Annotated in this window: 13 protein-coding genes; 6 read left to right on the forward strand and 7 right to left on the reverse strand. The window is 62.9% G+C overall.

Features of this window, described 5'->3' with window-relative positions; genetic code table 11:
- Positions 1-55 precede the first annotated feature (55 nt).
- Positions 56-961 carry a LysR family transcriptional regulator gene (locus RYH74_RS06645; RefSeq protein ID WP_025338767.1) on the reverse strand — a complete coding sequence of 302 codons (906 nt, stop codon included), beginning with the start codon at positions 959-961 and terminating at the stop codon, positions 56-58.
- A 447-nt stretch (positions 962-1,408) separates the two neighbouring features.
- Between RYH74_RS06645 and katG the strand changes: the two genes are divergently transcribed.
- Both katG and pssA read left to right on the forward strand, forming a co-directional pair.
- Positions 1,409-3,667 carry a catalase/peroxidase HPI gene (katG, locus tag RYH74_RS06650; protein WP_317409135.1) on the forward strand — a complete coding sequence of 753 codons (2,259 nt, stop codon included), beginning with the start codon at positions 1,409-1,411 and terminating at the stop codon, positions 3,665-3,667.
- 216 nt (positions 3,668-3,883) lie between these two features.
- Positions 3,884-5,212 (forward strand): CDP-diacylglycerol--serine O-phosphatidyltransferase, encoded by a 1,329-nt coding sequence (gene pssA, locus RYH74_RS06655; RefSeq protein ID WP_085615354.1) that lies wholly within the window; start codon positions 3,884-3,886, stop codon positions 5,210-5,212.
- Positions 5,213-5,547: 335 nt separating this feature from the next.
- Here pssA and RYH74_RS06660 read toward each other — a convergent pair whose 3' ends face one another.
- Positions 5,548-5,703, reverse strand: coding sequence for a hypothetical protein (locus tag RYH74_RS06660; protein WP_237140985.1), 156 nt, complete (start codon positions 5,701-5,703; stop codon positions 5,548-5,550).
- Between the two features lie 24 nt (positions 5,704-5,727).
- On the reverse strand, positions 5,728-6,075 hold the full coding sequence (locus RYH74_RS06665) for a hypothetical protein (protein ID WP_039613879.1): 348 nt from the start codon (positions 6,073-6,075) through the stop codon (positions 5,728-5,730).
- Between RYH74_RS06665 and RYH74_RS06670 the strand changes: the two genes are divergently transcribed.
- Positions 6,074-6,217 (forward strand): hypothetical protein, encoded by a 144-nt coding sequence (locus RYH74_RS06670; protein WP_157896955.1) that lies wholly within the window; start codon positions 6,074-6,076, stop codon positions 6,215-6,217. The two genes, RYH74_RS06665 and RYH74_RS06670, sit on opposite strands and share 2 nt — an antisense overlap.
- 165 nt (positions 6,218-6,382) lie before the next feature.
- Positions 6,383-7,525 (forward strand): GGDEF domain-containing protein, encoded by a 1,143-nt coding sequence (locus tag RYH74_RS06675; protein ID WP_286101726.1) that lies wholly within the window; start codon positions 6,383-6,385, stop codon positions 7,523-7,525.
- Between the two features lie 415 nt (positions 7,526-7,940).
- On the opposite strand, the gene ppnN is transcribed toward RYH74_RS06675, so the two are convergent.
- A complete protein-coding gene (ppnN, locus tag RYH74_RS06680; protein WP_025338773.1) occupies positions 7,941-9,314 on the reverse strand; it encodes a nucleotide 5'-monophosphate nucleosidase PpnN in 1,374 nt (457 codons plus the stop codon).
- 212 nt (positions 9,315-9,526) lie between these two features.
- Entirely contained in the window at positions 9,527-10,588 is a 1,062-nt protein-coding gene (locus RYH74_RS06685; RefSeq protein ID WP_317409136.1) for a YeiH family protein, read from the reverse strand.
- Positions 10,589-10,699: 111 nt separating this feature from the next.
- Between RYH74_RS06685 and RYH74_RS06690 the strand changes: the two genes are divergently transcribed.
- Complete coding sequence (locus RYH74_RS06690; protein WP_075044953.1) at positions 10,700-11,587, forward strand: LysR family transcriptional regulator; 888 nt, start codon at positions 10,700-10,702, stop codon at positions 11,585-11,587.
- 132 nt (positions 11,588-11,719) lie between these two features.
- Positions 11,720-13,186, forward strand: coding sequence for a S41 family peptidase (locus RYH74_RS06695; protein WP_075044954.1), 1,467 nt, complete (start codon positions 11,720-11,722; stop codon positions 13,184-13,186).
- 27 nt (positions 13,187-13,213) lie between these two features.
- Here the strand turns inward: RYH74_RS06695 and pncB are convergent, their stop codons facing one another.
- Together pncB and RYH74_RS06705 are read right to left on the reverse strand one after the other, a co-directional pair.
- On the reverse strand, positions 13,214-14,413 hold the full coding sequence (gene pncB, locus RYH74_RS06700; RefSeq protein WP_075044955.1) for a nicotinate phosphoribosyltransferase: 1,200 nt from the start codon (positions 14,411-14,413) through the stop codon (positions 13,214-13,216).
- Positions 14,410-15,060 (reverse strand): isochorismatase family protein, encoded by a 651-nt coding sequence (locus RYH74_RS06705; RefSeq protein WP_196178137.1) that lies wholly within the window; start codon positions 15,058-15,060, stop codon positions 14,410-14,412. Before RYH74_RS06705 ends, pncB begins: the two co-directional genes overlap by 4 nt.
- Positions 15,061-15,142 lie beyond the last annotated feature (82 nt).

Consider the following 15,142-nt stretch of genomic DNA (forward strand, 5'->3'; position numbering starts at 1 on the left):
CTTGCCGCAGCGGAACTTGATGGCATTCATGGTGGCTATCGATGAGGTCGATGCATCACTGCGTGGCCATGAACTGCAGGATGCGCTCGCGCAGCCAGCGCTCGGCCGGGTCATTGTCCTGTGCACCGCTCCAGACCATCGACAGTTCGGCCTCGGTGATGTCGAACGGCGCCGGGTCGGCGCGCAGGCTGCCGTCGTCGGCCAGGGCGCAGGCGGCATAGTCCGGCACCGTGGCGATCAGCTCGGTGTTGCGCAGCAGGGCGCGCAGGCTGCCGAACTGCGGCACCGCCAGCACCACCTTGCGGCAGCGGCCGATGCGCGCCAGGTCGAGGTCGATATTGCCGCTCATGTCGCCGGAGAACGACACCATCACATGCGGGCGGGCGCAGTATTCGTCGAGGGTCAGCGGGCCCGGGCGGTCATCGGCGCGCAGCACCCGCACGCCAATGTTGCGCAGCTTGCGGCGCTTGGCGGTGGCCGGCAGGTCCGTGGTGTAGCTCACGCCCACCGAGATCTCGCCGCTGGCCAGCAGCCCCGGCATCAGCAGGAAGTTGGCCCGGCGCACCACCACGCTGATGTTCGGGGCCTCTTCGCGCAGGGCCTGCAGCAGGGCCGGGAACAGGCCGAACTCGGCATCGTCCGACAGGCCCAGGCGGAACACGTTGCAGCTGTTGACCGGGTCGAACTCGCGGGCGCGGCTGATGGCGGCGGAAATCACATCCATGGCCGGCCCCAGCTCGGCGAAGATCTGCATGGCCCGTGGCGTGGGCTCCATGGCCCGGCCGTTGCGGATCAGCAGCGGGTCGTCGAACAGCTCGCGCAGGCGGGCGAGGGCGGCGCTGACGGTGGGCTGGGTGATGAACAGCTTTTCGCCGACCCGGGTCAGGTTGCGTTCGATCATCAGGGCTTCGAACAGTACCAGCAGGTTCATGTCGACGCGGCGCAGGTCGTTGCGGTTCATGAGGGGGCGGGTTCCGGAGTAGAAGGGGTGGCGGTGTATTGAAGCATGTGGCCAGCCTGGTTGCCTTGTATGGATGTGCCGGCCTCTTCGCGGGTAAACCCGCTCCCACAGGATCACCACAGGTCCTGAGGGCTGTACCGTACCTGTGGGAGCGGGTTTACCCGCGAAGAGGCCGGCACAGGAAGGCTGACAGAGCCAACCTATCACCCCTCAATAGCCACTCTATTAGAACTCTGTCCAAGCTCGGCTAGTCTTTCCCCTGGCCCCGCGAATTCCGCGAGCGGGCGGCGTGTCAGCACTTGCGTGCAAGACCGCACCAACCCCGTCGTGACAGCTTCGCAAGCCCCGTGTAGACCTGATGAGGGGTAGCACGAGCCGACGCGCTCGGCTGAAAGAACACCTGGCAAAGACCGGAAATCTGGATAACCGACCCAAAGGTACCCGCAGATGTCGAACGAATCGAAATGCCCGTTCCATCAAACCGCAGGTGGCGGCACCACCAACCGTGACTGGTGGCCTGACCAGCTCAACCTGAGAATTCTTCACCAACATTCCTCCAAGTCCGACCCGATGGACCCGGGTTTCGACTATGCCAAGGCGTTCAAGAGCCTCGATTTCCAGGCCCTGAAGAAAGACCTGACCGCCTTGATGACCGACTCCCAGGACTGGTGGCCCGCCGACTTCGGCCACTACGGCCCGCTGTTCATCCGCATGGCCTGGCACAGCGCCGGTACCTACCGCATCGGCGATGGCCGGGGTGGTGCAGGCTCTGGCCAGCAGCGCTTCGCCCCGCTCAACAGCTGGCCGGACAACGTCAGCCTGGACAAGGCCCGGCGCCTGCTGTGGCCGATCAAGCAGAAGTACGGCAACAAGATTTCCTGGGCCGACCTGATCGTGCTCACCGGCAACGTCGCCCTCGAATCCATGGGCTTCAAGACCTTCGGCTTCTCCGGCGGGCGTGCCGACGTGTGGGAGCCGGACGAAGATGTGTACTGGGGTTCGGAAAAGGTCTGGCTGGGCGGAGACATTCGTTATGGCAATGAGCAGGTCAAGGCCCAGCCGCCAGGCCAGGGTGACCTGGTAGCAGAGCCAGCCAAGCACCCAGAGGAGCAAAGCCGGGACCTGTCCGGCGAGCGTAACCTGGAAAACCCCTTGGCTGCTGTGCAGATGGGCCTGATCTACGTGAACCCGGAAGGCCCGGACGGCAACCCCGACCCGGTAGCCTCGGGCAAGGACATCCGTGACACCTTCGGCCGCATGGCCATGAACGATGAAGAAACCGTGGCGCTGATCGCCGGTGGCCACGCCTTCGGCAAGACCCACGGTGCCGGCCCTGCCGACAACGTTGGCCCGGAGCCGGAAGCTGCAGCCCTGGAGCTGCAGGGGTTGGGTTGGGCCAACAAGTTCGGCAGCGGCAAGGGTGGCGATACCATCACCAGCGGCCTGGAAGTGACCTGGACTTCGACCCCCACCCGATGGAGCAACGAGTACCTCAACAACCTGTTCAACTTCGAGTGGGAACTGACCAAGAGCCCGGCCGGTGCCCACCAGTGGCGGCCGAAGGAGGGCAAGGGGGCAGGCACCGTGCCGGATGCCCATGACCCGGCCAAGCGCCACGCGCCTTCCATGCTCACCTCCGACCTGGCGCTGCGCTTCGACCCGATCTACGAGCCGATCGCCCGCCGCTTCAAGGACAACCCTGAGCAGCTGGCAGACGCCTTCGCCCGAGCCTGGTACAAGCTGATCCACCGCGACATGGGCCCATTGGCGCGCTACCTGGGCCCGGAAATGCCCAACGAAGAGCTGCTGTGGCAAGACCCGCTGCCAAAAGTCGACCACCCGCTGGTGGGTGAGCAGGACATTGCCGCGCTCAAGGCCAAGGTGCTCGCGGCGGGCCTGAGCGTTGGCGAGCTGGTGGCCACTGCCTGGGCGGCGGCGTCGACCTTCCGCGGTTCGGACAAGCGTGGTGGGGCCAATGGTGGCCGCCTGCGCCTGGCGCCGCAGAAGGACTGGCCGGCGAACCAGGGCACAGGCAAGGTGCTGGCGGCGCTGGAGAAGATCCAGGCCGAGTTCAATGCCGGTGGCAAGAAGATCTCCCTGGCTGACCTGATCGTTCTGGCTGGCGCCGCCGCAGTGGAAAAGGCTGCCAAGGACGCCGGGCACAACGTCAGCGTGGCGTTCCGCCCGGGGCGTACCGATGCCTCCCAGGCGCAGACCGACGTCGAGTCGTTCGCCGTGCTGGAGCCGCTGGCCGATGGCTTCCGCAACTTCACCAAGGCCCGCTACAGCGTCAAGGCCGAGAAGCTGCTGCTGGACAAGGCCCAGTTGTTGACCCTGACCGCGCCGGAAATGACCGTGCTGATCGGCGGCCTGCGCGTGCTCGGCGCCAACCACGGCGGCAGCCAGCAGGGCGTGTTCACCGACAAGGTCGGTACCCTGAGCAACGACTTCTTCCGCAACCTGCTGGACATGGGCGTTGAGTGGAAGCCGACCTCGGCGGATAACGAAACCTTCGAAGGGCGCGACCGCAAGACCGGGCAGGTGAAGTGGACCGGTAGCCGGGTTGACCTGGTGTTCGGCTCCCATGCCCAGTTGCGGGCGTTGAGCGAGGTGTACGGCAGCAGTGATGGCCGGGACAAGTTCGTGCGGGACTTTGTGGCGGCCTGGGAGAAAGTGATGGAGCTGGATCGCTTTGACCTGAAATAGCTTCGTCAGAAATGGGGGCGCTTTGCGCCCCTATCGCGACACAAGGCCGCTCCCACAGGTTCGGCGCCGCATGTGGATTCGGCGCTGGCTTGTAGGAGCGGCCTTGTGTCGCGACAGGGCTGCAAAGCAGCCCCGTGCTCTCCGGGGGCTGGACCATTTCAATCTTCCTGTGCAAGCTGATGCACGACAGTGATTGCACACAGAAGGTGATCGTTCGTGAACCCCGAAACCATGCTGGCGGCATTGCCAGGCTACGCCATGTCGGCCGAGTCGATACAGGTGCTGCCCGATGCCAAGGCCTACCGCGCCTGCCTGCTCGAGCGCATCCGCGCCGCAACCCGGCGTATCGTCATCGTTGCGCTGTATCTGCAGGAAGACGAGGCCGGCCAGGAAGTGCTGGATGCCTTGTACCAGGCCAAGGCCGCGCGGCCGGGGCTGGAAATCACCATCGTGGTCGACTGGTTCCGTGCCCGCCGCGGCCTGCTGGGCGCCGGGCGCCAGCCGGGTAACGCCGCCTGGTACCAGGCCCAGCGCCAGCACCATGGGCTGGACATCGTCATCCATGGCGTACCGGTGCAGACCCGCGAGCTGTTTGGCGTGTTGCACCTGAAGGGCAGCATCATCGACGACTGCGTGATCTACACCGGCGCCAGCCTTAACAACGTGTACCTGCACCGTTTCGACCGTTATCGCCTGGACCGCTACCACCTGTTCCAGTCACCAGAGCTGGCCGACGCGATGGTCGGGCTGGTGCGGCGCCTGCTGCACCACACCGCCACGCCGCGCCTCGACCTGCCGGCGCCACCCTCCACCCGCAGCCTGCGCGGCGACATCCGGCGCTTGCGCGCGCGGCTGCGGCGCATGGCCTATGAGGCACCGGCCAGCGCAGCGGGGCAGGGCCTGCGGGTTATTCCGCTGTTGGGTGTGGGCCGTGGCAACCCGCTGAACCGGGCACTGTGCGCCTTGCTGGCGGCGGCGCGCACGCAGGTCATCATCAGCACGCCGTATTTCAACCCGCCCCGGGTGCTGATGCGCGAGCTCGACCATGCCCTGGCGCGTGGCGTGCGGGTGGAGCTGATCGTTGGTGACCGCACGGCCAACGACTTCTATATCGCCCCCGGCGAGCCGTTCAGTGCCAGCGGCGCGTTGCCCTACCTGTACGAAGACAACCTGCGCGCCTTCACCCGACGTCGCCACGCTGCGATTGCCAGCGGCCAGCTGCAGGTGCGGATCTGGAATGACCCCGGGCATACCTTTCATGCCAAGGGCGTGTGGGTAGACCAGCGCTATTCGTTGCTGACCGGTAACAACCTGAACCCGCGCGGCTTCAACCTGGATCTGGAGAACGGCCTGCTGATCGATGACCCGCAAGGGCAATGGCTGGGGCCACGGGAGGCAGAGTTGACCGAGTTGCGCCGGCATGCGCCGAAGATCGGCTCGGCAGAGGAGTTGGGGGTCAAGGCCGAGCACCCCAAGGAAGTGCGCAAGTTCCTGCGGCGGCTGCGCTATAGCCGGCTGGAGCCGCTGATCAAGCGGGTGCTCTGAGGGATTCAAGCGTTTTTGTGGGCGCGGCCTTGTGTCGCGAAAGGGCCGCAAAGCGGCCCTAGACGTTGGTGTTGCTACCAAGATTGCCGGGGCTGCTCTGCAGCCCTTTCGCGACGCAAGGCCGCTCTCATAGAACTGCACATAACTCATTGAATTAGCGGGGCCCCTGTGGGAGCGGCTTTAGCCGCGAACACCGGCGCAGCCGGTGCCATGCACCGCGTTGGATTCTTCGCGGCTAAAGCCGCTCCCACAGGGTACGAGGATCGCTTGCGAATTCAGTTATCTGTGCGACAGCGCAGCCCAAAGGGCTGGGCAATCTCCCACAGTGACCGCAGTCAGGCTGCTGCACCTTTGGCCTCAGCCACCTTTGTTTCCTGTTTGCCCCGCGGCTTGAGCCGCGACACCGCAAACAGCACCACCGCCAACCCGACGACCTGATACAGCGAAATCTCCTCGCTCAGGATCGCCCACGATGCCAGCACCGTCAGCACCGGCCCCAGGTTGAGCGGTGCGCTTTACTGCGCCGGGGCCAGGCGAATACCACTCACCTGCACCTGATCACCGGGCTTGAAGCGGGCATTGGGCGAGCGATAGCGCTGGGTACTGCCGTCGTCATGGCGTACCACGTAGGCCGCGTCGCTGTGCCCGCTGCCTTGTTGCACGGCGGCGCCGCCAAATGCACCTAGGGCTGCACCGGCGATGGCGCCGAACGGGCCACCGAGCGCGGCGCCGACCATCAGACCGCTGACGCCGCCGGCGCCATAGCCCACCGTGTTGTCGGGGCTTTCCGAGAGCACCTCGTCGGCGCAGGCGGGCAGGGCGATGGACAGGGACATCGCCAGAGGGAGGAGGATATTTTTCATGATGTTTATTTCCGCAAGGCAGGTAGTGGCGAAAGAGAATGGTTCAGCTTTCGTGCCAGCTGGGCAGCCCTTGCAGATGGGCGTGTTGCGCTGGTGTGTTGTCATAACGACAGCGGTTTTTGTGGTGCAAATGACAGGCTGATGTCAATATGACATTCACTCGCACGGGTATCGGCCAGGGCTGGGCTATCATTTGCAGGCTGGTGGTGTAAGGCTCCTCTGAAAAGTCATCACGAGCGCATACAATCGGGCCTTTTCCTCGTCAACCAGATAGGCCAAACCGTTCATGGCGCTTGATCCACCCACGATGCTCACTATCTCGATCGCCCTGGCTGCCGCGGCTGCGTTGTACCTGGCGATCGAGTGGCGCAGCGTACGCGAGCCGTCGCTGCTGTTCTGGAGCGCAGGCTTTGCCACCATCACGATTGGTTCCACCCTGGCCTTGCTGCGCGGCATCGGTTTGTTGCTGATCGGTATCTGGTTCGCCAACGGCTTGCTGGTGGTGGCGCACTGGTTCTTCCTGATGGGGGTGTTGCGCTTCACCCAGGTGCGGCTGTCGCGTATATGGTTATCGGTCGTGCTGGTGTGGTTTGCCTTACTGCTGATGCCTGTTGGGCCGCAGTGGTCGAAGGTGATGCTGATGGTCAACTCGTTGCTGGTGGCGCTGTTGACGCTCAAGGCCAGCTGGCTGTTGCGGCCGCATGGCAAGTCGCTGAGTGTCGGCGCGGTGCAGTTGCGCTATGTGTTGCTGGTGCATGGGTTGTTCTATGTGGCCAAGGCGATCATTGCGATCACACCGGGTACGTTGATTGACCTGGCCACCTTCGGCGGGCTGATCATTCAGGTTTCGTTGGTCGAAGGTGCGATGGCGATCATGCTGATTGCCTTGTCGATGACCGGAACCGTGCGCTACCGGCGCGAGGAGCGGATTGCCCGCCTGGCAGCCCGTGACCCGTTGACGGCGCTGTACAACCGGCGTGCACTGGAGGTGCGGGCGGGGCCTTTCTTCAAGGCAGTGGATTCGGCGCAGCCCGGGGCCTTGCTACTGATCGACATCGACAACTTCAAGCTGGTCAACGACCTGCACGGGCATGTTGCAGGGGACCGCTTGCTGATTGCCCTGAGCGAGATCATTCGCACGGTGCTGCCCGAGCGCTCGCTGGCCGCGCGGCTGGGCGGTGATGAGTTCGTCATTCTGCTGTGTGGTGCGAGCAGCGAGCGGGTCATGGAGCTGGGTGGACTGCTGCGCGAGCAGTTCCAGCAGTACGCAAGCAAGACGGTACCTACGCCGCAGCCGGTCACCTTGAGCATCGGCGCCAACCTGTTCGACCAACCGCCGACGAGCCTGGCAGCCTTGATCGAGCAGGGGGATGTCGCCTTGTACCAGTCCAAGCGCGGTGGGCGCGACAGCATCCGCTTCGTCGAACGGCCGATGGCCGACCTCAGTTAGTAGCAGTTTTGCCTTGGCTTCTGCCTTTGCCTTTGCTTTTGCTTTTGCTTCTAAGCGCGCGATAGTTCAGGCGCCGCCGCTTGCGACTTCAGGAGGCCGCGCGAAGGGACTGCGGAGGGAGGTGACGGGCATGAATGCCCGTCAAGCGCTGAGGCCCCATGGATGGGGCCTGCAGCGCGTACTCCCGGGAGCAGGCCCGTAGCGAGGGGACCCCGGAGCGTAGCGTAGGGGCCGGATGATGGGAGCGGACGGTTTTTGGTTCCTTTTTGCCACGACAAAAAGGGACCCGCCGTAAGGGCGGAAAGGTGACTCAGCGCCACCATCGCGAATGAATGTCTACTAGATGTGAAGGCCCACATCCAAAAAGCCAAATAGCTGCAGGCCCCATCCATGGGGCCTCAGCAAGAATGGCGAATCAGGTCACCACCTGGTAGCACGGTACATACGCCGCGCCGCCAGGCAACTTCATCCGATGCTGGTCGACGAACGCCTGCAACAGCCGGCCCAGTGGGTCCAGCACGGCGCTGTCGCCACGGATCTGATACGGCCCGTGTTCCTCGATCAGGCGGATGCCCTTGTCCTTCACGTTGCCGGCGACGATGCCGGAAAACGCCCGGCGCAGGTTGGCGGCCAATTCGTGGGCCGGCAGCTCGCGCCGCAGGTCGAGGTCGGCCATGGCCTGGTGGGTCGGGTCGAACGGGCGCTGGAAGCTCTCCTCGATCTTCAGCAGCCAGTTGAAGTGGAAGGCATCGTTGCGCTCGCGGCGGAACTGCTTCACCGCCTTGAGCCCTTCGACCATGTGCCTGGCAACTTCCGCCGGGTCATCGATGATGATCTCGTACAAGCGATGCGCCGCCTCACCCAGGGTAGCGCCGACGAACGCGTGCAACTGTTGCAGGTACGGCTCGGCACTGCGCGGGCCGGTGAGTACCACCGGGAACGGCAGGTTCTGGTTGTCCGGGTGCATGAGGATGCCCAGCAGGTAGAGGAACTCCTCGGCCGTGCCGGCACCGCCCGGGAAGATGATGATGCCGTGGCCGACACGGACGAAGGCTTCCAGGCGCTTCTCGATGTCCGGCAGGATCACCAGTTCGTTGACGATCGGGTTGGGCGCTTCGGCGGCGATGATGCCCGGCTCGGTCAGGCCCAGGTAGCGGCTGCCGTGCATGCGTTGCTTGGCGTGGGCAATGGTGGCGCCCTTCATCGGGCCCTTCATCACACCCGGGCCGCAGCCGGTGCACACATCCAGCTTGCGCAGGCCCAGCTCGTGGCCGACCTTCTTGGTGTACTGGTATTCCTCGCTGCTGATCGAATGGCCACCCCAGCACACCACCATCTTCGGCTCCACGCCCGGGCGCAGGGTGCGGGCGTTGCGCAGCAGGTGGAAGACATAGTCGGTGATGCCCTGGGAGCTTTCCAGGTCGATGCGCTGGCTGGCCAGCTCGCTTTCGGTGTAGACGATGTCGCGCAGGGCGCTGAACAGCATTTCACGGGTGCTGGCGATCATTTCGCCATCGACGAAGGCGTCGGCCGGGGCATTCAGCAGCTCCAGGCGCACGCCGCGGTCCTGTTGATGAATACGCACCTCGAAGTCCTGATAGGCCTCAAGGATGGTCTTGGCATTGTCGACATGGGCGCCGGTGTTGAGGATGGCCAGGGCGCACTGGCGGAACAGGGTGTAAAGGCTACCGGTACCGACTTCACTCAGTTGCTGCACTTCACGTTGTGACAGCGTCTCCAGGCTGCCTTTGGGGCTGACGGATGCATTGATGACATTGCGTTGAGGCATCTAAGTCTTTCCTGTGCGGGTAAAACATCCTTCTTTGACAACACCATACCGAGAAATGTGGACGGCAACGAGGGGGGGCAACAAAAACCTCATCAGACCGAGCCGCCTGCTTCGCGGGTAAACCCGCTCCCACAGGTACGGCGCAGGTTCCGAAAGCAGCGCGATACCTGTGGGAGCGGGTTTACCCGCGAAGCAGGCGACTCGGTCTCAAGTCATCCCAACAGCTTCTGCACACCCAGGGTAATAGCCACGCCACCAAACACCAGCCAGAGGTTGAGAATCGCCCCGGTGGCCAGCGCCCGCGGCCCGGCCTGGCGAATCTGGCTGAGGCGCGTCTCCATCCCCAGCGCGGTCATGGCCATGGTCAGGGCGAAGGTATCCAGGCTGTTGACCGCCTGCGTCACGCTGCCCGGCAACACCTGCAGCGAATTCACCAGCACCAGCGCGAGGAAGCCGAAGGCGAACCACGGCATGGCGATGCGCCCGTTGCCCTGTGCCTGGCCCGGCTGGCGCGCGCGGCTGATCCAAAGGCCCACCACCAGCAGCACCGGTACCAGCAGCATCACCCGGGTCATCTTGACGATGGTGGCGATATGCGTGGCCTCGGGGCTGACGTTGCTGGCCGCACCGACCACCTGGGCCACTTCGTGAATGGTGCCACCCAGGAACAACCCGGCGCCCATGGCGTCCAGCTGCAGCCAGCCGGCATTGATCGCCAATGGGTAGAGGAACATCGACAGGGTGCCGAACAGCACCACGCTACCAACCGCCATGGCGCTTTTATGCGGTGCACTGCGCAGCGCCGACTCGAAGGCCAGAACCGCGGCGGCGCCGCAGATGGCGCTGCCGGCGGCGGTCAGCAAGGCGGTATCGCGGTCCAGCTTGAACAGCTTCATGCCGCACCACAGGCCGATCAGCAGGGTGCTGGACACCACCAGCAACGACACGATGAGCCCGGACCAGCCGACTTCGGCAATTTCCTGCAGGCTTACCCGCAGGCCGAAGAAGGCCACGGCAATGCGCAGCAGGCCGCGGGCGGAAAAGTTGATACCCGCCGCCCAGCTTGCCGGTACACTGTCACGCAGTGCATTGCCGTAAAGCGCCCCGGCGACGATACCGACGATCAGCGGGCTGATACCCAGGTTGGCGATGGCGGGCAGGGCGGCCAACTGGGTGACCGCAAGTGCGAACAACGCGACGAACAGGATGCCATTGAGCCGCCCTCGGGTAGAGAGGGTAGGTGCAAAGGCGGGGTTGGACGGAGCCGTGGCCATGTGAGTCCTCCGGAAAGGTGTTTCGACATTGCTTACGTTAATATGGTTATAAGCTTATAAAAAATCGTAATTTAGGATGGCAAATATCCGTTTAGCTGATATTTTTCATTCATGACCCCAGAACAACTGATAACGTTCGCCACTGTCGCCGAGCACGGCAACATCAGCCATGCGGCCCAGGCCCTGCACTTGTCGCAGCCGGCGGTGTCTGGCCAGCTCAAGCTGCTGCAGGAGGCCTTTGGCGAGCCGCTGTATCAGCGCGCCGGCCGTGGTGTGCGGCTGACAGCAGCCGGCGAGCAATTGCTGGCCCATGCCGAGCGCCTGCGCGAAACCTTCCGTCAGGCCCAGGCATTGCGCGAGGCCATGCGCGGGCTGGAGCGCGGTACCTTGCGCATCGGCGCCAGTACCACGCCGGCCAGCTACCTGCTGCCTTACCTGATTGCCGATTTCCATGCCCGCTACCCGGAGGTGCTGGTGAGCACTTCCAACGGCAATACGGCAGAAATCGTCGCTGCGCTGGACAGCGTCGATATCGCCCTGATCGAAGGGCCGCCTGGGCAGGAACTGCCATTGGGCACGGCGGTGACGGCGTGGCGGGAGGACGAGATCGTGGCCATCGTGCCGCGTGGTCATCCGCTGGCTGGCAGTGACCGACAGACGCTGGCGTCGCTGGGGGCTTACCCGTTGGTATTACGCGAGAGCGGCTCGGGTGTGCGGCAGATCGTCGAGCGGGCATTTGCCCGCAGCGGCGTGGCGATGCGCGTGGCGCTGGAAATTGCCGGCGTGGAAGGGGTGAAGGAGGCGGTGCGGGCCGGGATGGGGATTGGTTTTGTGTCGGCGATGTCGATCCGGCATGAGGATGGGGCGTTGCAGCGGTTGCAGGTTATGCCGCAGGCGTTGGTGCGGCGGTTTTCCATTCTGGTGCCGCATGCCGCTACCCCGTCGCGTGCGGCGGCGCGGTTTCTCGAGTTGTGTGTTGGCCTGCAAGAGGTGGGGTAACTGCACCGGGCTCTTCGCGGGCTCGCCCGCTCTTACAGGTACTGCACCCAAGAGCCGTGAGAAACCTGTGGGAGCGGGCAAGCCCGCGAAGAGGCCAGAACAGGCACCATCAAGCCACATGAAGACATTGATATGAACGTTGTCAAAAGAGTTTTAACTGTTGTCCTCGCCGGCGTCGGCGTCGGCGTTGTCGGTTCGGTGTTTGCTGATGATTCTCCCAAGGGTGGATTAGTCGACATGGCAGTGAGAGACCTTTCTGCCGTTCACCAACTGATCGTTTCCTCTCACCCAGGCGCCATAGATCAAGAAAATAAAGTTTTTACTGACTGGGTTGAGCGAGGTTATCAGGAGGCCAAACAGTTGGCCTTGCGTGTCCGCTCGGAAAGGGATGCTCAAGCCGTTCTGGGTTTCTATGTTTCAGGGTTCAAGGACGGCCATGTAGGCGTTTATCAATCCAGAAAAGGGAAGTCTTCCTGGGCCGGTTTCATGCTGGATATGCGAGGTGAGGATCTTGTTGTCGGTCGTGTGGCAAAGGCGTGGCCTGTCCCTTTGCCTCCAATCGGTTCGAAAATTATCTCATGTGACGGCAAGACAGTTCGGGAAATATTGGGTAATGAAATATCGCCCTACGTAGATCGCCGGTTGAATCTGAAATCGACCTGGGGGCACTTGGCTAAATTTTTGACCGTTGATGATGCGGACTATCCAGTGCTTGCCAGAAAACGGGCAGCCAATTGTCTGGCTGTTTTGCCGGGAGGAGTACAGCAGCATTTTGCTTTGGCATGGCAGGAGGACCGTGGGCAACTAAAGGATTTCCTGACTCGGCCTCAACCACCTCAGACCCTGAGAAACCTCGGTGGCGGGCGCTATTGGGTGCACGCATCGAATTTCGCACCTTCGACACCCGAGAACGCGTCCCTCGAAAAAATGCTCGACACGCTCGAGACTCTCGATGATGCCAAGCTGGTTGTACTTGATACACGTGGCAATCGCGGTGGTAACAGCTTGGTCGGGGCCAGGATCCTGTCTGCTTTATTGGGTGAACAGTTTGTTGAAAGCCTGAGTCAGTCCTCACGTTCGTATGCAATGTGGCGGGTCTCTCCTCTTGCGCTTGCAACACTGAATAGCGCTTTGGCCGGCATGGAAAGCGATTACGGAAAAAACAGCGACGCCTACAAATTTGTTTCAGGTATGCATGAGTCGATGAGCGCTGCGCTTGTGAAGCGCGAGGACTGGTTAAGACAGCCAGAGACGTCTTCGATCGATCAAGACCGTTTTAAGGATTCCAGTCCAAAACCATTCAAAGGTCAGCTTGTGCTGGTGACGGACTCATTCTGTTCAAGTGCCTGCCTGGATTTTGCAGATGCAGTTCTGGCCGTTCCTGGAACGACCCATTTTGGGCTGTCAACGAGTGGTGACACCTTGTATATCGATATTGGCTCCCATGTCTTGCCAAGCGGGGCTCAGTTCTGGCTGCCCTTGAAGGTCTGGAGAGGGCGAGTGCGGGGGAATAATCAAAGTTATGACCCGCAATATGTTTTCGATGGCGACATCAATGACACTCCAGCCGTTCAAAAGTGGGTGCTGAGCTACTTTTGAACCGCGAAGAGGCCAGCACAGGCACCCTCAATCCACCTGAAACACATGCTTCAGATAGGCCACGAAGTTCTCATCCCGGCACTGTGTCTTGCCCGGGCTGTCGGAAATCTTGGCCACCGGTGCCCCATTGCAGGCTGTCATCTTGATCACGATGTTCATCGGCTCCACCCCCGGTATATCGCAGGTCAGCCTGGTGCCAATGCCAAAGCTCACATTGATCCGCTCATGCAGCGCCCGGTACAGCCCCAGCGCCTTGGCAAGGTCCAGCCCGTCGGAAAAGATCAGGGTCTTGCTCTTCGGGTCGATCCCCAGCCGCTCATAGTGGGCAATGGCCTTTTCCGCCCAGGCCAGCGGATCGCCCGAATCGTGCCGCAGGCCATCGAACAGCTTGGCGAAGTACAGGTCGAAGTCGCCCAGGAACGCGTCCATGGTGATGCAGTCAGTGAGGGCGATGCCCAGCAGCCCCCGGTATTCCCGCACCCAGCATTCCAGCGCGGCAGCCTGGCTGTCGACCAGGCGCGGGCCGAGTTGCTGGTGGGCCATGAACCACTCGTGGGCCATGGTGCCGATCGGCTTGAGCTGGTATTCGCGGGCCAGATGCACGTTGCTGGTACCGACAAAGCGGCCCGGGAAGTCACGCTTCAGAATGTGCACCACCTCTTCCTGCACCCGGTAGGAGAAGCGCCGCCGGGTGCCGAAGTCGGCCAGTTGGAAACCTGCCAGTTCTTCGGCGCTGGCCTCGGCCTTCAGCCAGTCGAGGTTCTGATACAGGCGCTCGCGGACCTGCTCGATCACCACCTCGCGATAGCGGTAGCGGTTGCGTACCTCGCTGATGATCGCCAGCAGCGGGATCTCGTAGAGAATCACGTGCAACCACGGCCCGCGCACGCGAATCGCCAGTTGCCCGGCATCATCCAGGCCTACCTGTACATAGCGCAGGTTGAAGCGGAACAGGCTGAGAAAGCGGATGAAGTCCGGTTTGATGAACGGGATCTTCTCCAGGTAGGCGAGCTGGTCATGCGTGATGCTGACATCGGCCAGTTGCTCGACCTGGTAACGGATTTCCGCCAGGTAAGGTGCGAGGTTCTCGCCGTTACGGCAGCGGAATTCCCACTCCACCTCGGCGTTGGGGTAGTTGTGCAGCACCGCCTGCATCATGGTGATCTTGTAGAAGTCGGTGTCCAGCAGGTTCTGGATGATGCGTGGGCCGAAAACGCTGTCGCTCATGGGCGGTCTTCCTTGATCAGAGAGAGCTGGTGGTCGAGCGCGGCTTCGTCGCCGCAGAGGATCACGCCGTCGGCGGCCAGGGCGCCACACGCCTCGATGGCGCCTGCCTGGGTGAGGGCGCGGCAGGCCGGCAGGTACAACAGCACCCGGAAGCCGGCCTGGCGCAATTGGCGGGCGGTGGTCCTGACGCAATAGTCCAGGGCCAGGCCGCCGACGATCACCGCGCCCACCTGCTGCACCTTGAGGTACTCGATCACCCCGGTAGAGCGGCGTTCGGCCAGGTCGTGGTAGCAGGCGCCGTAGGGGTGCAGGTCAGGCTCGACGCCTTTCCACACGAAATAGTCGTAGTCGATAGGGGCCGGCAGCCCGGGCAGCAACTCGAAGCCGGGTGTGCCGGGGACGCAGTGGCTGACCCAGGTCAGGTCGGCGTTGGCCAGTTGCAGGGGCTGCAGCATGTGCGCGGGGTCGGCGACTACCCAGGCGGCGTTGGCCGGGTGGGCGTCCTTGCTGCCCAGGCGCAGATCGGCGCGCAAGGCCATGGTATTAAGATCTACCGCGATTTCATTGCCTTCGGGAACCGGCAGCTCTTGCGGCACGTTGCTGGTGAAGCCGTTCTGGGCGTCGACATCGAAACTGGCGATCTTCATGGCGGTTCTCCTCGCTGGAATGGATACATAATTCACTTGGTGTATTAAGTGTGTCAAGCAACTTTTGAAACGGGCTTTCTGC

The organism is Pseudomonas sp. LSJ-87, assembly GCF_032971465.1.
Taxonomy (GTDB): Bacteria; Pseudomonadota; Gammaproteobacteria; order Pseudomonadales; family Pseudomonadaceae; genus Aquipseudomonas; species Aquipseudomonas putida_Z.